The sequence below is a fragment of the Agromyces flavus genome, from assembly GCF_900104685.1.
Taxonomy (GTDB): Bacteria; Actinomycetota; Actinomycetes; order Actinomycetales; family Microbacteriaceae; genus Agromyces; species Agromyces flavus.
Window position 1 is genome coordinate 1,981,327 of record NZ_LT629755.1, and the last position, 17,174, is coordinate 1,998,500.

Sequence of the window (17,174 nt, forward strand, 5' to 3'; positions counted from 1 at the left end):
CCTGTCGTTTTTGTCCCTACAGGCGTAGAATTACCTGACCCGTGCCGGACGACGACGTCCGGAGGAAGACCGAGGTCACGCCGTGCCCCACGTCCCCGAGACATCCGCCGCCCAGCCCACGCTCGCGCCGCTCGACTTCACGGAGTTCAGCGCGATCGTGTCGCAGTCGTTCGTGCCGTTGCGCGTGCACGTCGATCGCCCGGAGCCGTTCCGCGGCGAGGTCCGCACCGCGTCATCCGACGAAGTGCACCTCTCGGTCGTCACCGCCGATGCGCACGACATCCAGCGCACGCCGGCCCTGGTCGCCCGCAAGGAGCAGCGGTACTTCAAGCTCGGGCTGCAGCTCTCGGGCACGGGGCTCCTCATCCAGGACGGGCGCGAGGCCGTCGTGCGCCCCGGCGACCTCGCCATCTACGACACGAACACGCCCTACTCGCTCGTGTTCGAGGAGCGCTTCAGCACCGCGGTGCTCATGGTGCCGCACCGGCTCATCGAGCTGCCCACCGACGCGGTGCGGGGCATGACCGCGACGACGCTCTCGGGCGAGGACGGTCTCGCGCGCGTGGTGTCGGGCTTCCTCGGCGGCCTCGCGGGTCAGCTCGAGCAGCTCGACGGACCGGTCGGCGCCCGCCTCGCACGCAACGCCGTCGACCTCGTCACGACCATGTACGCGCAGCAGCTCGACCTGGCGCGCGACGCCGACAAGCCGCACCGCCCCATGCTGCGCCGCGTGCAGGCGTACATCGACGAGCACCTGCCGCTGCCCGACCTGAACCCCTCGACGATCGCGGCCGCGCACTTCATCTCGACGCGGCACCTGCACGCGATCTTCCACGAGGAAGGCCTCACGGTCTCGAGCTGGATCCGCTCGCGCCGCCTCGACCGCTGCCGCCGCGAGCTCGTCGATCCGCTCGCCGCGCACCGGCCCGTGAGCGAGGTCGCGGCTCGCTGGGGGTTCCCGGATGCCGCGCACTTCAGCCGCGCGTTCCGGGCCGAGTTCGGCGAGCCGCCGTCGGCCGTGCGTGCGCGGGCGATCGCGGGCTGACGCCGCCGGTATACTCGTCGCGTCCAGGCGCCACTCCCCGAGGCGGCGCCGGCGCTCGAAAAATGGGCGCGAAGCGTCGCCGATGCCGGCGTCGGCCGCGAGACACATACGGAACACACGACCTCCGTCCCGTCTCGAAAGGCTCCGCCATGCCCACCGTCTCCGCGCACGTCGCCCGCACCCTCGCCGCCCACGTCGACCACGTCTTCGGCGTCATGGGCAACGGCAACGCCTACTTCCTCGACGCGCTCGAGCGCGACACCGGCGCGACGTTCACCGCGGTGCGCCACGAGGCCGGCGGCGTCGTCGCGGCCGACGCGCACTACCGCGCATCCACCCGTCTCGCCGCCGCGACCGCGACGTACGGCGCCGGATTCACGAACACGCTGACCGCGCTCGCCGAGGCCGTGCAGGCGCGCGTGCCGCTCATCCTCGTCGTCGGCGACGAGCCCACGTCGGGCCCGCGCCCCTGGGACGTCGACCAGATCGCCCTCGCGTCAGCGGTCGGCGCCCGCACGTACACGGTCGGCCGAGCGGATGCCGCGGCCACCACGATCATCGCCGTCGAACACGCCCTGACCTACCGGGTGCCCACCGTGCTCGCCATCCCGTACGATGTGGCGGCCCTCGAGGCGGGCGAGGTGCCGACGGCGCCGCAGCCGAACCTGCCCGAGCCGCTCGCCCCGCGCAGCCCGTTCGCCCGGCGGGCGATCGCCGACCTCGCGCGGGCGCTGGCCGGCGCGCGCCATCCGCTGCTGCTCGCCGGCCGCGGCGCAGGGCTCGCGGGCGCCGGCGAAGCGCTCGGCGCACTCGCCGAGGCGACCGGCGCGATCACGGCGACGACCGCGCTCGGCCGCGGCGTGTTTCCCGACGGCCGCTACGACCTGGGCGTGACGGGCGGCTTCGGCGCCGAGGACGCAATGGAGCTCATCCGCGAGGCGGACGTCGCGGTCGTCTTCGGCGCGTCGCTCAACCAGTTCACGATGCGCTTCGGCGAGCTCTTCGCGCCGGGCACGCGCGTGGCGCAGGTCGATGTGGAGCCGGCGGCGACGCATCCGAATGTCGGTGCGTTCATCCAGGGCGACGCAGCGGTCGTCGCGCGCGCACTCGTCGACGAGCTGGCGGTCCTCGGCGCATCGGGCTCCGGATGGCGCGAGTCGGTCGACCTCGCGCCGCTGCGCACGCACGACCGGGGCGTCGGCATCATCCCGACCGACGGACGGCTCGACCCGCGCTCCGTCGCGGCCCGGCTCGGCGAGCTGCTGCCCGAGGACCGCGTCGTCGTCTCGGACGGCGGGCACTTCATCGGCTGGGCCAACATGCACTGGCCCGTCGCCTCCCCCGACCGCATGATGATGGTCGGCACGGCTTTCCAGTCGATCGGCCTCGGCTTCCCGAGCGTCGCGGGTGCCGCCGCCGCGAAGCCCGACTCGACCATCGTGCTCACGACCGGCGACGGCGGCGGCCTCATGGCGATCGCCGACCTCGAGACTGCGGTGCGCACCGCCGGCGGACGCGGTATCGCGGTCGTCTGGAACGACGCCGCGTACGGCGCCGAGATCCACCTCTACGGACGCAAGGGCCTCGCCGAGCCGCCCATGCGCATCCCCGAGACCGACTTCGCCGCCCTCGCGACGGCCGTCGGGGCCGAGGGCGTCGTCGTGCGCGAGCTCGCCGACCTCGACCGCCTCACGAGCTGGGCGGCCGAGCCTGTCGACGAACGGCGCTTCCTGCTGCTCGACTGCCGCATCTCCGACACGGTCACCGCCCCGTACCAGGAGGAGATCCTGCGCGTGAACTCGCGCCCGCGCGACTGAGGCGTCCGCCGGCCCGGCCGATCAGGTCCGCCGCGGCGCGCTTCACGCCGCAGGACGAAGCGCCCGTTCACTACGGTCGAACCTCGCGTCGAATGTCGGTCGCCGCGGGACCGGCGGGGACGGCGGGCGTGCGAGGCCACGTCCAGGCGGAGCGCAGGATGACGGCCAGGAGCAGCAACTCGATTCCGATGGAGAGGGCGTAGAAGGCGGCCCACTCCCAGGTCGACCCAGCGGCGTTGAAGATCGAGTACGGGACGAGGAGCGATGCCACGACGAGGTTCGTGGCGCGGTTCACCCGGGCGGGCAGCGTCATGGAGAGCACCACCATCAGAGCCGGGATCGACACGGACACGAGGAAGATCGTCAGCAACGTCGCGCTGATGTCGAACCTCCAGATCTGGCCATTCAGGATGGCGTCGACGACGCCCGGCTTGTAGAAGTTCAAGATGTCGACGTAGACGTAGAGGAACATGAAGCTGGTCCATGCGGCGGCCAGCTTGGCCTGCACGGGGATCGGCGGAGTGTCGAGCGGGTTCGCGGTTGTCGTTCGGATGGTCATCGGTTCTTCCCTTCGATAGCGGAGCGGTCGCCGCCGGAGCGGCAGGTCTGGGCGTGCATGTTCACGGGTCGGGTCGTTCTCGTCCGGGGCCCTCGTCAGACGGTGATCACGACCTTCCCTCTGGTGTGGCCGGCCGCGACGTAGCGCGTCAACGCTCGACGCACCGCCGCCAGCGGCTCCGATTCCACGTTGTCGAGGATGACGTCGTAGCGCTTCCCGGTGCGGGTGAAGTCGGTCCCGGTGTAGTCGACGACGTGGTCGGCACCGAGCGACCGGACCATGTCGACGTTCCGGGTGCTGCACACTCCCGTCACCTCGGCGCCGAAGGCCTTGGCGATCTGTACCGCGAAGGAGCCCACGCCGCCCGACGCCCCCGTGACCAGCACCGACTGCCCCGGTCGGACGTTCGCGATGTCGCGCACTGCCTGCAGCGCCGTCATGCCCGACGTGGGCACCGCTGCCGCGTCCACGAACGACAGGTCGGCAGGCACGGACACGAGCCGGTCCGCCGGAACCGAGGCGTACTCCGCGAGGGCTCCCGCCGTGCTCCATCCGAACACCTTCTCGCCGGGACGGATCGCCGTGGCATCCGTCCCGACCGCTTCCACCACGCCGGCGAGGTCCCTGCCCGGGATGCCGTGACGCGGCCGGCGAAGCCCGAACGCCAAGCGCACCACGTACGGCTCACCGGTCATGACGAAGTAGTCGCCGGGATGCACCGAGGCCGCGCGCACCTGGACGAGCACCTCGCCTCGATCGGGGCGCGGGACCCCGACCTCGGACGACTCGAGCACTGAGGGCGGGCCGTAACGGTGCTGGACGGCGGCCCGCATCGTCGCCGCGCTGGCCGGAGTCGGATCCGGCATCGGACGTGCTCCGGCATTCCATCGCGCTTGGATTCCCATGGACGTCTCCTCAACTTCGTACACTGTACGTCGTACGCTGTACTATGACCGTACGCTGTACGATTGTCAAGCGTCATCGAGGCAGCGAGGAGATCCGTGTCACAGCGAGAAGGCCACCAGGTCGCGTCGGACACGGCGCTGAGCAAGCGGCGCGTCGTGGTCGAGGCGGTCCGACTCGCCGACCGCGAGGGGGTGCACGGGCTGAGCATGCGCCGGCTGGCCGGGGCGCTCGGCGCAGGCGCGATGTCGCTCTACCACTACGTGGCGAGCAAGGAGCAATTGCTGGACGCCATGATCGACCTCGTCTTCGAGGAGATCGAGTTTCCGCCGGAGGAGACCGACTGGCAGTCGGCGATGCGAAGGGAGGCCGAATCCACTCGACAGGTTCTCGCACGTCACCCGTGGGCGGTCGGCCTGATGGAGTCGCGGACCTCGCCGGGACCTGCGAACCTCCGCCACCGCGAGGCGGTCACCGCCTGCTTGCGGAATGCCGGCTTCTCGGTCGAGATGGCGACGCACGCCAATTGGCTGCTCAACAGCTATGTCTACGGTTTCGCCCTGCAGGAGGCGAGCCTGCAGTTCGACACCGCCGATGAATTCGCGGACATGACGCAGGACGTCTTCCTGCCCCAGCTGCCGCCCGACGAGTTCCCCTTCCTCAACGAGTCCGCCGCGGCCCTCGTCGCTGCCGACTACGACCCGGCGCAGGAGTTCATGTTCGGCCTCGACCTCGTCCTCGCCGCCCTCGAGCCCCTGCGAGCCTCCGAGTAGCGGCGCGCCGGACCGGCCACCGTCCGGGCGCTCGCGGTGTCGGCTGAGCCACTCGCCCCGAGCCCGTGTGGAAGGCTGCTCCCATGCCGTCTCCGCAGTCGTTGAGCGAGCCCGATCGGCGCCAGGTCGCGGCGTGGGCGGCGGAGTGCGCCGAGCACGTGCTGCACCTGTTCGAGGCCGAGGCGCCGTCGGATGATCGGCCGCGCGACGCGATCGCCCGCGCTCGGGCCTTCGCTCGGGGCGAGCTGGACGCCGCCGGCGAGATCCGCCGACGATTCGTCGCCGGCCGGGCGGCGCACGCTGTGAGCTCCCCTGCCGCCGTGGCCGCCGCCCGCGCCGCAGCACAGGCCGCGGGTGTCGCGCACATGGGGGCGCACGCGCTCGGCGCGGCTGCCTACGCCGCGAATGCTGCAGGGCTCGCCGCACCCGATCGAGCCGCGGCGACCCGTGCCGAGATCGCCTGGCAGCTCGAACGCGTGACCGATGACACCCGGGCGGCGCTCCGGCGCCTGCTGGCCGTCGGTGAGGATGGCACGGGCCCGCTCGGTCCCGGGCTCCTCGCCTCCGGCCGCCTCGGGGCGATCATTCGCGAGATCCAAGCCGCCCTCGGCGACGACGAGCCGTGAAACGAGCGGATGCCGCGTCCCCGTGAGGCACGCGGCATCCGCTCCTTCGGATTCGAGCCGGGCGCTACTTCTCCCAGACGAAGTGCCGCTCAGCCTGCTCGGCCTCGTGGTCGGGTCCGAGCGGGATGCCGGTGCGGTCGCGCAGCAGGAGGGTCGCGATGAACGCGACCACCATGACGCCGGCGATGTAGAACGCCACGGAGGTCGCGGTGCCGGTCGACTGCACGAGCCAGGCGGCGATCGTCGGGGCGAACGCGCCGCCGATGATCGCGCCGATCGCGTAGGTGATCGACACGCCCGAGTAGCGGATGGAGGCCGGGAACAGCTCGGTGAAGTACGCCGCCTGCTGGCCGTAGGTGAAGCCGTTGCCGATCGCGAAGAGCGAGACGCCGAGGAAGAGCAGCCACGGGTTGCCGGTGTTCGTGAGCGGGAAGAGGAGGAACACGGTCGCGAGGAACGCGATCCAGCCGATGATGTACGTGTTCTTGCGGCCGATGCGATCGGAGACCGCGCCGGCGGCGAAGGTCGTGATGAGCCAGACGATGGAGGCGCCCGCGACGGCGAGGAGCACGGGCGTGCGATCCATGCCGACGAGCCCGCCCTCCTCGACGGGCATCGTGGCGTAGTTCTGCAGGTACCCGCCCGTGGTCATGTAGCCCGCGGCGTTGTTGCCGGCGAAGGTGAGGGCCGCGAGCAGCACCAGCAGCCAGTGCCGACGGAAGAGGGTCAGGATCGGGGTCTTGGCCTTCTCCTTCTTCGCGGCGATCTCCTGGAAGACCGGGCTCTCGTCGACGGCGCGGCGCACGACGATGCCGACGATGATGAGCACGAAGCTCAGCAGGAACGGGATGCGCCAGCCCCACTCGAGGAACGCGTCGCCGGGCGAGATCACGCCGGTCATGAGCGCGAGCATGCCGGAGGCGAGCAGGAGGCCGATCGGCACGCCGATCTGCGGGAACGCGCCGAACCGGCCGCGCTTCCCACCGGGGGCGTGCTCGACGGCCATGAGCACGGCGCCACCCCACTCGCCGCCCGTCGAGAGGCCCTGGAGGATGCGGAGCAGGATGAGCAGGACCGGTGCGGCCATGCCGATCTGCTCGTAGGTCGGGAGCACGCCGATGAGGGTGGTGGCCGAGCCCATGAGGATGAGCGTGATCACGAGCATCGCCTTGCGCCCGATCTTGTCGCCGTAGTGGCCGGCGAGGAACGCACCGAGCGGGCGGAAGAGGAAGCTGATGCCCACCGTGGCGAACGAGAGGATCGTCGCGAACTGCGGGCCGGCCGGTGCGAAGAAGAGTGCGCCGAACACGAGGGCGGCGGCGCTCGCGTACAGGAAGAAGTCGTACCACTCGATGGTCGTGCCGATCACGGTGGCGAAGGCGACGCGCCGCAGCTCGTGCGGTCGTGTCGAGGCGTGGAACTCGGTGCCGGGTGTCGCGGTCATGGCGGGATTCGACTCCTCTGTCGGTCCGCGGATGGATGGATGCCGCCTCGAAGCGTGAGGCAGGCTCGGAGACTATCGTATATGATTTCGGATACCAAATGTGATCACGCTTTCGCGTAGCATCACGAGAGGCCTCGACGACGGAGTGGAGACACATTGCTCGACCCAGCACGCATCACCGAGATCGCCGACGAGCTGCTCGCGGCCGATCGCGATCGCACCACCGTCCCGCTCCTCACCGCTCGCAACCCCGACATGACCGTCGAGGACGCGTACGCGGTGCAGCGCCTGTGGGCGGATCGCGCGATCGAGGGCGGCCGCCGCCTCGTCGGGCGCAAGATCGGGCTCACGTCGAAGGTCATGCAGGTCGCGACCGGCATCGCCGAGCCCGACTACGGGGTGATCCTCGACGACATGGTCCACGAGTCCGGCGCCGTGGTCGAGTTCGATCGCTTCTCGAACGTCCGCATCGAGGTCGAACTGGCCTTCGTGCTCGCGAAGCCGCTCACCGGCCCGGGCACGACGATCTTCGACGTGCTGGAGGCGACGGCCTACGTCGTGCCGGCGCTCGAGATCCTCAACTCGCACATCGAGATGCAGGGCCGCACGATCGTCGACACGATCTCCGACAACGCCGCGATGGGCGCCATGGTCGTCGGCGGGACCCCCGTCAAGCCCGACGCCGTCGACCTCCGCTGGGTCTCGGCGCTGCTCTACCGCAACGAGACCATCGAGGAGTCGGGCGTCGCGGGGGCAGTACTCGGCCACCCCGCCATGGGCGTCGCATGGCTCGCCGACAAGCTCGCCCAGCACGGCCAATCGCTCCAGGCGGGCGAGATCATCCTCGCCGGCTCGTTCACGCGCCCGATGTGGGTCGAGCGCGGCGACACCGTCCATGCCGAGTACGGACCCCTGGGAGCGATCACGTGCCGATTCGCCTGAACCTGCCCGAGACCTTCGCGGCGCGCCTCGCCGCGTCCGACCGCCCGCTCGTCGGCCTGTGGGTCTGCTCGGGCAGCCCGGTCATGGCCGAGCTCGTGGCGGGCAGCGGCGTCGACTGGGTGCTCATCGACGGCGAGCACTCCCCCAACGGGCTCGAGTCGATCCTCGCCCAGCTGTACGCGGTGTCGGCCTACCCGGTCGCGCCGGTCGTCCGCGTGCCGATCGGCGACACCGTGATCATCAAGCAGGTGCTCGACCTCGGTGCGCAGAACCTGCTCGTGCCGATGGTCGACAGTGCGGCGCACGCCGAGGAGCTCGTTCGGGCCATCCGCTACCCCGCCGGCGGCGTGCGCGGCGTCGGCGCCTCGCTCGCGCGCTCGTCGCGCTGGAACCGCGTGCCCGGGTACCTTGCGAACGCGTCGTCGACCCTGAGCCTCACCGTGCAGATCGAGTCGGCGGCGGCCGTCGAGGCGGTCGACGAGATCGTCGCGGTCGACGGCGTCGACGCGATCTTCATCGGGCCCGCCGACCTGGCGGCATCGATGGGCCGGCTCGGCGAGCCGTCGCATCCCGAGGTCGTCGACGCGGTGGTCACGGCCCTCCGTGCCGCAGCTGCGGCCGGCAAGCCCGCGGGCGTCAACGCGTTCGTGCCCGAGGAGGCCGAGCGGTACCTCGCCGAGGGTGCGGCGTTCGTGGCGGTCGGAGCCGACGTCTCGCTCGTGGCCCGAGCGACCGAGACGCTCGCCGACCGATTCATCGGGGCCGGTGATCGCGGGCCGGATGGCACGTCGCGCGCCTCCTACTAGCAGTCCCTTGCACCGCCCCAACCGATCGTATACGATTTGAGATACGAAGAGACGAGGACGCTCATGGCCATCGACGGCATCGCCACGCCCGGCAAGATCATCGCCGTGCACCTGAACTACCCGTCGCGCGCCTCGCAGCGGGGCCGCACGCCCGCCGCGCCCAGCTACTTCCTCAAGCCCGCCAGTTCGCTCGCCGCCACGGGCGGCACCCTCGAGCGACCCGCCGGCACCGAGCTGCTCGCGTTCGAGGGCGAGATCGCCGTCGTCATCGGCGAGCCGGGCCGGCGCATCGCGCCCGCCGACGCCTGGTCGCACGTCGCCGCCGTCACCGCGGCCAACGACTTCGGCGTCTACGACCTCCGGGCCGCCGACAAGGGCTCGAACGTCCGGTCGAAGGGCGGCGACGGCTTCACCCCCTTCGGTCCCGCGCTGATCCCGGCGACCGACCTGTCCCCCGACGCCCTGCGCGTGCGCACCTGGGTGAACGGCGAGCTCGTACAGGACGACACCAGCGACACCCTGCTGTTCCCCTTCTCGCAGCTCATCGCCGACCTCTCGCAGCTCATGACCCTCGAGCGGGGCGACGTGATCCTCACGGGCACACCCGCGGGCTCGTCCGTGGTGGTTCCCGGCGACGTCGTCGAGGTCGAGGTCGATGCTCCGGATGCCTCGGGCTCCCCGAGCTCCGGCCGGCTCGTCACGCGAATCTCCCAGGGCGCCGAGCCGTTCGGCGACCATGGCACCAAGCCCGCCGTCGACGACCTTCAGCGCGTCGAGGCGTGGGGCTCCGAGGAGGAGCTCGCCGCGGCGGTCGCCGCCGGCCGTGCGACGGCGCCCTCGGGGTCGACGGCGCCGACGGGGTCGAGGGACGCCGCGACATCCACCCCCGTCTTCGAGCTCACCGACGACCTCCGCGAGCGACTCGGGCGCGTCGGCGTCGCGACCCTCTCCGTCGCGCTCCGCAAGCGCGGGTACCACGACGTGGTCATCGAGGGCGTGCACGCCCTCCGACCCGGCCAGCGCCTCGTCGGGCGGGCGAGGACCCTGCGCTTCGTCCCCTTCCGTCCCGACCTGTTCGCCTCGCACGGCGGCGGCTTCAACGCGCAGAAGCGCGCGTTCGACGCGGTCGAGCGCGGCGAGGTGCTCGTGGTCGAGGCGCGCGGCGAGCGCCGCACGGGCACCGTCGGCGACGTGCTCGCCCTCCGCGCGAAGTTCCGCGGGGCGGCCGGCGTCGTGACCGACGGCGGCGTCCGCGACGCCGACGCCGTCGCCGAGATCGGGCTGCCCGTGTTCTCCCAGGGCCCCCACCCGGCGGTGCTCGGTCGACGTCACGTGCCGTGGGAGACCGACGTGACGATCGCGTGCGGCGGCGCCGCGGTGCAGCCTGGCGACGTCATCGTGGGCGACGGCGACGGGGTCATCGTGATCCCGCCGGCGCTCGTCGAGGAGGTCCTCGCCGAGACCGAGGCGCAGGAGCGCGAGGACGCCTGGATCGCCCAGCAGGTCGCGCGCGGCGAGTCCGTCGACGGGCTGTTCCCGATGAACGCCGACTGGCGGGCTCGCTTCGATCGCGAGGAGCAGGGCCGATGAGCGCCGAGAGCAAGTCCGAGCGCGCCTACCGCTTCCTGCGCGAGCGCATCGACGACGGCCGCTACGTGCCCGGCTATCGGCTCGTGCTGGCGCAGATCGCGTCGGAGCTCGATGTCTCGGTCGTGCCCGTGCGCGAGGCCATCCGCCGACTCGAGGCCGAGGGCCTCGTGACCTTCGTACGCAACGTCGGCGCGCAGGTGGCCCTCCAGCAGGAAACCGAGTACCTGCACACGATGCAGACGCTCGCGCTCGTCGAGGGGTTCGCGACGAGCCTGTCGGCACCGCACCTCACCCCCGACCACCTCGCGCGGGCCCGCGAGGTGAACGAGCAGATGCGACGCACGCTCGACGACTTCGATCCGCACCGCTTCACCGAGCTCAACCTGCAGTTCCACGCCGTGCTCTTCGAGGAGTGCCCGAACCCGCACGTGCTCGACCTCGTGCACCGCGGCTGGAACCGCATGCGAGTGCTGCGCGACTCGTCGTTCAGCTTCGTGCCCGGCCGGGCACGCGAGTCCGTCGAGGAGCACGCCCGCATCATCGACCTCATCGAGCAGGGCGCCGCGCCGCTCGAGATCGAGTTCGCCGCGCGCGAGCACCGCACCACGACGCTCGACGCGGTCCTCTCGTACCAGTCCGAGCACAAGCCGCCGGCGGATGCCGCGCCGGCGCACCCCACGACCCGACCCGTTCCCGAGCCCGGCGCCGACGCCGCGGCATCCGCTTCGAGCCAGGAGGCACAGATCGCATGACCCACCACATCCCCGAGGGCCTGCCCGACCGCATCCGCCACTACATCGACGGCGAGTCCGTCGACTCGATCGGCGGCGAGACGTTCGACGTGCTCGACCCGGTGTCGAACGAGACCTACGTGCAGGCGGCCGCAGGACAGAAGGCCGACATCGACCGCGCGGTCGCCGCCGCCTCGCGCGCGTTCCGCGAAGGACCGTGGCCCCGGATGCTGCCCCGCGAGCGCTCGCGCGTGCTGCACCGCATCGCCGACATCGTCGAGTCGCGCGACGCGCAGCTCGCTGAGCTCGAGTCCTTCGATTCGGGACTGCCGATCACGCAGGCGCTCGGCCAGGCGCGCCGCGCCGCCGAGAACTTCCGGTTCTTCGCCGACCTGATCGTCGCGCAGGCCGACGACACGTACAAGGTGCCCGGCCGCCAGATCAACTACGTCAACCGCAAGCCGATCGGCGTGGCCGGACTCATCACGCCGTGGAACACGCCCTTCATGCTCGAGTCGTGGAAGCTCGGCCCCGCGCTCGCCACCGGCAACACCGTCGTGCTGAAGCCCGCAGAGTTCACGCCGCTCTCGGCATCGCTCTGGGCGGGCATCTTCGAGGAGGCGGGCCTGCCGAACGGCGTCTTCAACCTCGTCAACGGCCTCGGCGAAGAGGCGGGCGACGCGCTCGTGAAGCATCCGGATGTGCCGCTCATCTCGTTCACGGGCGAGAGCCGGACCGGGCAGATCATCTTCGGCAACGCCGCCCCGTTCCTCAAGGGCCTCTCGATGGAGCTCGGCGGCAAGAGCCCCGCGGTCGTCTTCGCCGACGCCGACCTCGACGCCGCGGTCGACGCCACGATCTTCGGCGTGTTCTCGCTGAACGGCGAGCGCTGCACCGCGGGCAGCCGGATCCTCGTCGAGCGCGCGATCTACGACGAGTTCGTCGAGAAGTACGCGGCCCAGGCGAAGCGGGTGGTGGTCGGCGATCCGCACGACCCGAAGACCGAGGTCGGCGCGCTCGTGCACCCCGAGCACTACGAGAAGGTCATGAGCTACGTCGAGATCGGCAAGACCGAGGGCAGGCTCGTCGCGGGTGGCGGCCGCCCCGAGGGCTTCCCCACGGGCAACTACGTCGCCCCGACCGTGTTCGCCGACGTCCCGAAGGACGCCCGCATCTTCCAGGAGGAGATCTTCGGCCCGGTCGTGGCGATCACGCCGTTCGACTCCGACGAGGAGGCGCTCGAGCTCGCCAACGGCGTCCGGTACGGCCTCGCGGCCTACATCTGGACCAACGACCTCAAGCGCGCCCACAACTTCTCGCAGGCCGTCGAGGCCGGCATGGTGTGGCTGAACTCGAACAACGTGCGCGACCTGCGCACCCCGTTCGGCGGCGTCAAGGCCTCGGGCCTCGGCCACGAGGGCGGCTACCGCTCGATCGACTTCTACACCGACCAGCAGGCGGTGCACATCACGCTCGGCGCGGTGCACAACCCGACGTTCGGCAAGCAGGAGCACCACGACGAGACCGACCTCGACGACCCCGACCCGCGCTGACGCGCCATCCGCTTCACCATCGCATCGAAGGCAAGGACGCTGACATGACCAACCGCGACGACAAGACCCTCACCTCATCGGGCTTCTACGTGAGCCAGGAGGCACCGATCCACACCGACAACCCGATCCCGACCCCGTCGGCGCCGGCGCCCGACATCCTGCGCTGCGCCTACATGGAGCTCGTGGTGACCGACCTCGAGGCGAGCCGCAACTTCTACGTCGACGTGCTCGACCTCACGGTCACCGAGGAGACCGAGGACACCGTCTACCTGCGCTCGCTCGAGGAGTTCATCCACCACAACCTCGTGCTGCGCAAGGGCCCGGTCGCCGCGGTCGCCGCGTTCTCGTACCGCGTGCGCACGCCGGAGGACCTCGACAAGGCCGTCGCGTTCTACACCGAGCTCGGCTGCCGCGTCGAGCGTCGCGCCGAGGGCTTCACCAAGGGCATCGGCGACTCGGTGCGCGTCGAGGACCCGCTGGGCTTCCCGTACGAGTTCTTCCACGACGTCGAGCACGTCGAGCGGCTCGCGTGGCGCTACGACCTCTACACGCCCGGCGCGCTCGTGCGCCTCGACCACTTCAACCAGGTCACCCCAGACGTGCCGCGCGCGGTCGCGTTCATGCAGGACCTCGGCTTCCGCGTGACCGAGGACATCCAGGACGACGAGGGCACCGTCTACGCGGCGTGGATGCGCCGCAAGCCCACCGTGCACGACACCGCCATGACCGGCGGCGACGGCCCGCGCATGCACCACGTCGCGTTCTCGACGCACGAGAAGCACAACATCCTCGCGATCTGCGACAAGCTCGGCGCACTCCGGATGTCGGATCGCATCGAGCGCGGACCGGGCCGCCACGGCGTCTCGAACGCGTTCTACCTCTACCTGCGCGACCCCGACGGGCACCGCGTCGAGATCTACACGCAGGACTATTACACCGGCGACCCCGACAACCCCGTGGTCACCTGGGACGTGCACGACAACCAGCGCCGCGACTGGTGGGGCAACCCCGTCGTGCCGTCGTGGTACACCGAGGCCTCGCTCGTACTCGACCTCGACGGCAATCCCAAAGAGGTCGTCGCCCGCACCGATGCCAGCGAGATGGCCGTGACCATCGGCGCCGACGGGTTCTCGTACACGCGCCACGACGAGGGCGAGGGCTCGATGCCCGAGTGGAAGCAGGGCGAGTACAAGCTCGGCAACCAGCTCTGACGCGCTGACCCCCGGTCGGGAGGCACCCACGGGCTCTCCCGACCGCGCACGTCCCGCTACAGTCTGAGCATGCCGCCGGAACGAACCCAGCTCCTGTCCGGGAGGGTGCGCGTCCTCGAGCTCGACCGGTTCGCCGACGAACGGGGTTCGCTGGTGCCGCTCGCGTTCGACGACCTCGCCTTCCGCGTGGACCGCGCGTTCGTCGTGAACGCACCCGCCGGCGCCGTTCGCGGCGGCCACGCGCACCGCCGTGTGCGCCAGGTGCTGCTGCGAGCGAGCGGGACGATCGAGGTCGAGGTCCGACACGATGGCCAGCAGGAACGCATCACGCTCGACGACGCCCAGCCGGCGCTCCTCATCGAGCCGGGCGTGTGGGCCGAGCAGCGCTACCTCGACGAGTGCGCCGCTCTCGTCGTGTTCGCCGACGGCCCGTACGAGGCCGACGAGTACGTTCACGAGCCCGTCGACGTCTCCGAGACGCCGTCGTGAGGCGGCGGCGCGTCGCGGTCCTCGGGGCCGGCATCATGGGCAGCGCCGTGGCGATCCACCTGGCCCGGCGTGGACTGGACGTGACGGTCCTCGACCGGGAATCGGCACCCATGTCGGCCGCCAGTCGGTGGAACGAAGGCAAGATCCACCTCGGCTACTTCTACGGCGCCGATCCGACGCTCGCGACGGCGCAGCACCTGCTCACCGGCGGTCTCCTCTTCGGCGACCGGCTGCGCGAGCTCATCGACGAAGACCTCGCGGGGCACGCGACGACCGAGGACGACATCTACCTCGTCCACCGCGACTCCGTCGTGGGTCCCGACATCCTGCGGCCGAAGTTCGAGGCGATCAGCGAGCTGATCCGCGTGCACCCCGACGCCGGCCGATACCTCGTCGATGTCGGCGACGCCCGGGCGACCGAGATCGCTCGCGATGAGCTGGCGCACCTCGCCGGGCCCGACGTCGTCGCAGGCTTCCGCGTTCCCGAGCGCTCGGTCGAGACCCGTTGGGTCGCCGACCGCCTCGCGGGCGCACTCTCTTCGCAGGCCGGCGTGACCGTGCGCACGGGCACGGACGTCGTCGCGGTCGAGCCGACCGACGGCAGGACAGGCTCCTGGCGTGTGCGGACGGCCGACGGCGAGCACGAGGAGGCCGACCTCGTCGTGAACGCCCTGTGGGACGGGCGGCTGGCGATCGACGCGACCGCGGGGCTCGCGCCGCAGCCGCCGTGGACCCACCGGTACCGGCGCTGCCTGTTCGTCCGCACGCGCCGCGCCCACGAGCTGCCGAGCGCACTCGTGGCCGTCGGCCCGTTCGGCGACATCAAGAACTACAACGGGCGGGAATTCTACCTCTCCTGGTATCCCGTCGGCCTCGTCGCCGAGACGTCCGACGTCGTGCTCGCCGCACCCGATCCACTGGACGTCGCCGAGGCGGCCGACTTCACCGCGCGCGTGCGGGCGGGGCTCGAGCCGCTCATGCCGGGCATCGGTTCGGTGCTCGACGACGCCGAGTCGGTCCTCGTGCACGGCGGCTTCGTCTTCGCGCGTGGGGCCGGCGCGCTCGACGATCCGCGCTCTGGGCTGCACCGGCGCGACCGGTACGGCGTGCAGCGGCACGGCAACTACTACTCCGTCGACACCGGCAAGTACTCGACCGCGCCGTGGCTCGCGCGCGAGCTGGCGAACGAGATCGCGGGCTGAGGCGACGTTCGGAAGGATGGAAGGGAACGCGATGGCGGATGCCTCGACCCCCCTGGTGAGCGCCCTGGTGCCGACGTACAACGGCGCCGCGTTCATCGGGCGCACGCTCGACAGCCTCGCGGCGCAGACCTGGCCGAACCTCGAGGTCCTGATCGGCGACGACCGCTCGACGGATGACACGCTCGCCGTGGTCGAGCGCTTCGCCGCCGCACATCCGAACGTCCGGGTGCTCGAGCGCGACACCAACCTCGGATGGCTCCGCAATTCCAACGAGCTGATGGCCGAGGCCCGTGGCGAGCTCATGTTCTTCGCGTTCCACGACGATGTCGTCGCGCCCACGTATGTCGAGGCGCTCGTCGCCGCACTGCGCGCCGACCCGGACGCGGTGCTGGCCTTCAGCGACATGGAGGTGCACGAGCTCGACGGCAGCGTGGAACTCCACGTGTTCGACCAGCTCGACGGCGTCCGCTCGCGTTTGGAACGCGGCCGCGTGATGGTGCGACGGCCCGGGGACTGGTGGGTCCCGAACCGGGGCGTCTTCCGCGCCTCCGGCTTCGCCGCCGTCGGCGGCATCCACCCGAACGAGCGGGGCGAGTACAGCGCCGACTGGACCTGGCTGCTGGGGCTCGCACTGACCGGTGCGTTCGTGCGAGTGCCCGAGGTGCTCTGCACGAAGTACTACCAGTCCGGGAGCCTCTCGAAGAAGTGGCCCCACGACGCCGCCCAACGGCTGGCCCTGCAGCGTGCGGGTATCGCCGAGATCCGTCGGAGCCGCGGTCTGAGTCGGATCGAGAAGGCGAGGCTCGCCGGGCACCTGCGGCGCCGCGTGCTCGGGCGCCGCCTGCCGGGCGGGCTCAAGCGCGTGCTGAAGCGCCTCGGCCTCTGACGCCGGGAATTCCGCGGGAGCGTAGCGCACGCGGCGCACCGGCGGAATGCCTAGACAATCTAAGTACCGTGTGGTCTTGTTGGTCTTGTGATCGCGGACAAGGGAACGACCGCACAGCGGGCGATCACGGCTGGGGGGTCGACCCCGGGGGGTCGGGGCCCCCCGGGTCACCGCAGCGCCGTCGTCCAACCGGTCATCCCGGTCGTCGACGACGCGCGAGCAGGACGAGCTCCCCTCCGGAGCTCGCCATCCCCCTTGACGCACCGCGTCGTGCGGTGCCTCGCCGACAGAAAGGCACATCCGTGAACACGCTGCTCATCATCGTCGCCATCATCGCCGTCATCCTGCTCTTCACCGGCGGCTTCGTGCAGTCCCTGAACTTCCTGCTCTGGGTCGGCATCATCCTGCTCGTACTGGCGGTCATCATCTGGCTCGTCCGGATGCTCACGGGCAACCGCACGCCCTGACCGACCGCTGACCCGTGCTGCGGGCCGTCGCAAAGGGGGCGACGGCCCGCCGTCATGTCACCGGGCGGATGACGCGATACCGCTCATCGAGCGGCCGGATGCCCTCGCCCGCGTCCGGATACTGCGGTGG

Annotated in this window: 17 protein-coding genes; 14 read left to right on the plus strand and 3 right to left on the minus strand. The window is 71.0% G+C overall.

The window, feature by feature from the left end; all coding sequences use genetic code 11:
* Window positions 1-82 precede the first annotated feature (82 nt).
* Together BLT99_RS09315 and BLT99_RS09320 are read left to right on the plus strand one after the other, a co-directional pair.
* Window positions 83-1,045 (plus strand): AraC-like ligand-binding domain-containing protein, encoded by a 963-nt coding sequence (locus BLT99_RS09315; RefSeq protein WP_229724733.1) that lies wholly within the window; start codon window positions 83-85, stop codon window positions 1,043-1,045.
* 149 nt (window positions 1,046-1,194) lie between these two features.
* The gene (locus tag BLT99_RS09320) at window positions 1,195-2,862 is read left to right on the plus strand and encodes a thiamine pyrophosphate-binding protein (RefSeq protein WP_092671409.1); all 1,668 of its coding nucleotides are present in this window, start codon (window positions 1,195-1,197) and stop codon (window positions 2,860-2,862) included.
* Window positions 2,863-2,932: 70 nt separating this feature from the next.
* On the opposite strand, the gene BLT99_RS09325 is transcribed toward BLT99_RS09320, so the two are convergent.
* Both BLT99_RS09325 and BLT99_RS09330 read right to left on the minus strand, forming a co-directional pair.
* Window positions 2,933-3,421, minus strand: a complete 489-nt coding sequence (locus tag BLT99_RS09325) for a DUF6326 family protein (RefSeq protein ID WP_092671412.1) — start codon at window positions 3,419-3,421, stop codon at window positions 2,933-2,935.
* A 95-nt stretch (window positions 3,422-3,516) separates the two neighbouring features.
* Window positions 3,517-4,287 carry an NAD(P)-dependent alcohol dehydrogenase gene (locus BLT99_RS09330; RefSeq protein ID WP_229724732.1) on the minus strand — a complete coding sequence of 257 codons (771 nt, stop codon included), beginning with the start codon at window positions 4,285-4,287 and terminating at the stop codon, window positions 3,517-3,519.
* A 135-nt stretch (window positions 4,288-4,422) separates the two neighbouring features.
* Between BLT99_RS09330 and BLT99_RS09335 the strand changes: the two genes are divergently transcribed.
* Together BLT99_RS09335 and BLT99_RS09340 are read left to right on the plus strand one after the other, a co-directional pair.
* Window positions 4,423-5,097: a TetR/AcrR family transcriptional regulator gene (locus tag BLT99_RS09335; protein WP_092671418.1), complete on the plus strand. Its 675-nt coding sequence runs from the start codon at window positions 4,423-4,425 to the stop codon at window positions 5,095-5,097.
* An 83-nt stretch (window positions 5,098-5,180) separates the two neighbouring features.
* On the plus strand, window positions 5,181-5,723 hold the full coding sequence (locus BLT99_RS09340) for a putative immunity protein (RefSeq protein ID WP_092671421.1): 543 nt from the start codon (window positions 5,181-5,183) through the stop codon (window positions 5,721-5,723).
* 64 nt (window positions 5,724-5,787) lie between these two features.
* On the opposite strand, the gene BLT99_RS09345 is transcribed toward BLT99_RS09340, so the two are convergent.
* Window positions 5,788-7,167, minus strand: a complete 1,380-nt coding sequence (locus BLT99_RS09345) for an MFS transporter (protein WP_092671424.1) — start codon at window positions 7,165-7,167, stop codon at window positions 5,788-5,790.
* Between the two features lie 156 nt (window positions 7,168-7,323).
* On the opposite strand from BLT99_RS09345, the gene hpaH reads away from it, so the two are divergent.
* From hpaH to BLT99_RS17760, 10 genes are all read left to right on the plus strand, one after another.
* On the plus strand, window positions 7,324-8,109 hold the full coding sequence (gene hpaH / locus BLT99_RS09350; protein ID WP_092671427.1) for a 2-oxo-hept-4-ene-1,7-dioate hydratase: 786 nt from the start codon (window positions 7,324-7,326) through the stop codon (window positions 8,107-8,109).
* Window positions 8,094-8,915, plus strand: a complete 822-nt coding sequence (locus tag BLT99_RS09355; protein ID WP_092671430.1) for an aldolase/citrate lyase family protein — start codon at window positions 8,094-8,096, stop codon at window positions 8,913-8,915. The genes hpaH and BLT99_RS09355 overlap by 16 nt, the downstream gene beginning before the upstream one ends.
* A gap of 63 nt (window positions 8,916-8,978) precedes the next feature.
* Window positions 8,979-10,505 (plus strand): fumarylacetoacetate hydrolase family protein, encoded by a 1,527-nt coding sequence (locus tag BLT99_RS09360; RefSeq protein WP_092671433.1) that lies wholly within the window; start codon window positions 8,979-8,981, stop codon window positions 10,503-10,505.
* Window positions 10,502-11,257 (plus strand): GntR family transcriptional regulator, encoded by a 756-nt coding sequence (locus BLT99_RS09365; protein ID WP_092671436.1) that lies wholly within the window; start codon window positions 10,502-10,504, stop codon window positions 11,255-11,257. Before BLT99_RS09360 ends, BLT99_RS09365 begins: the two co-directional genes overlap by 4 nt.
* Window positions 11,254-12,789 (plus strand): 5-carboxymethyl-2-hydroxymuconate semialdehyde dehydrogenase, encoded by a 1,536-nt coding sequence (gene hpaE / locus BLT99_RS09370; RefSeq protein WP_092671439.1) that lies wholly within the window; start codon window positions 11,254-11,256, stop codon window positions 12,787-12,789. Before BLT99_RS09365 ends, hpaE begins: the two co-directional genes overlap by 4 nt.
* 44 nt (window positions 12,790-12,833) lie before the next feature.
* Window positions 12,834-14,000 (plus strand): 3,4-dihydroxyphenylacetate 2,3-dioxygenase, encoded by a 1,167-nt coding sequence (gene hpaD / locus BLT99_RS09375; protein WP_092671442.1) that lies wholly within the window; start codon window positions 12,834-12,836, stop codon window positions 13,998-14,000.
* A gap of 69 nt (window positions 14,001-14,069) precedes the next feature.
* On the plus strand, window positions 14,070-14,489 hold the full coding sequence (locus tag BLT99_RS09380) for a sugar 3,4-ketoisomerase (RefSeq protein ID WP_092671445.1): 420 nt from the start codon (window positions 14,070-14,072) through the stop codon (window positions 14,487-14,489).
* The gene (locus BLT99_RS09385; protein WP_133988578.1) at window positions 14,486-15,691 is read left to right on the plus strand and encodes an FAD-dependent oxidoreductase; all 1,206 of its coding nucleotides are present in this window, start codon (window positions 14,486-14,488) and stop codon (window positions 15,689-15,691) included. The genes BLT99_RS09380 and BLT99_RS09385 overlap by 4 nt, the downstream gene beginning before the upstream one ends.
* Window positions 15,692-15,722: 31 nt before the next feature.
* Window positions 15,723-16,577: a glycosyltransferase family 2 protein gene (locus BLT99_RS09390; RefSeq protein ID WP_157674967.1), complete on the plus strand. Its 855-nt coding sequence runs from the start codon at window positions 15,723-15,725 to the stop codon at window positions 16,575-16,577.
* A 302-nt stretch (window positions 16,578-16,879) separates the two neighbouring features.
* Window positions 16,880-17,044, plus strand: coding sequence for a hypothetical protein (locus BLT99_RS17760; protein ID WP_166670938.1), 165 nt, complete (start codon window positions 16,880-16,882; stop codon window positions 17,042-17,044).
* Window positions 17,045-17,174 lie beyond the last annotated feature (130 nt).

Coding starts and splice junctions, on each gene's coding strand:
- BLT99_RS09320 (WP_092671409.1), top strand. CDS start 1,195: ATGCCCACCGTCTCCGCGCACGTCGCCCGCACCCTCGCCGCCCACGTC.
- BLT99_RS09325 (WP_092671412.1), bottom strand. CDS start 3,421: ATGACCATCCGAACGACAACCGCGAACCCGCTCGACACTCCGCCGATC.
- BLT99_RS09330 (WP_229724732.1), bottom strand. CDS start 4,287: ATGCCGGATCCGACTCCGGCCAGCGCGGCGACGATGCGGGCCGCCGTC.
- BLT99_RS09340 (WP_092671421.1), top strand. CDS start 5,181: ATGCCGTCTCCGCAGTCGTTGAGCGAGCCCGATCGGCGCCAGGTCGCG.
- BLT99_RS09345 (WP_092671424.1), bottom strand. CDS start 7,167: ATGACCGCGACACCCGGCACCGAGTTCCACGCCTCGACACGACCGCAC.
- BLT99_RS09360 (WP_092671433.1), top strand. CDS start 8,979: ATGGCCATCGACGGCATCGCCACGCCCGGCAAGATCATCGCCGTGCAC.
- BLT99_RS09365 (WP_092671436.1), top strand. CDS start 10,502: ATGAGCGCCGAGAGCAAGTCCGAGCGCGCCTACCGCTTCCTGCGCGAG.
- hpaE (WP_092671439.1), top strand. CDS start 11,254: ATGACCCACCACATCCCCGAGGGCCTGCCCGACCGCATCCGCCACTAC.
- hpaD (WP_092671442.1), top strand. CDS start 12,834: ATGACCAACCGCGACGACAAGACCCTCACCTCATCGGGCTTCTACGTG.
- BLT99_RS09380 (WP_092671445.1), top strand. CDS start 14,070: ATGCCGCCGGAACGAACCCAGCTCCTGTCCGGGAGGGTGCGCGTCCTC.
- BLT99_RS09390 (WP_157674967.1), top strand. CDS start 15,723: ATGGCGGATGCCTCGACCCCCCTGGTGAGCGCCCTGGTGCCGACGTAC.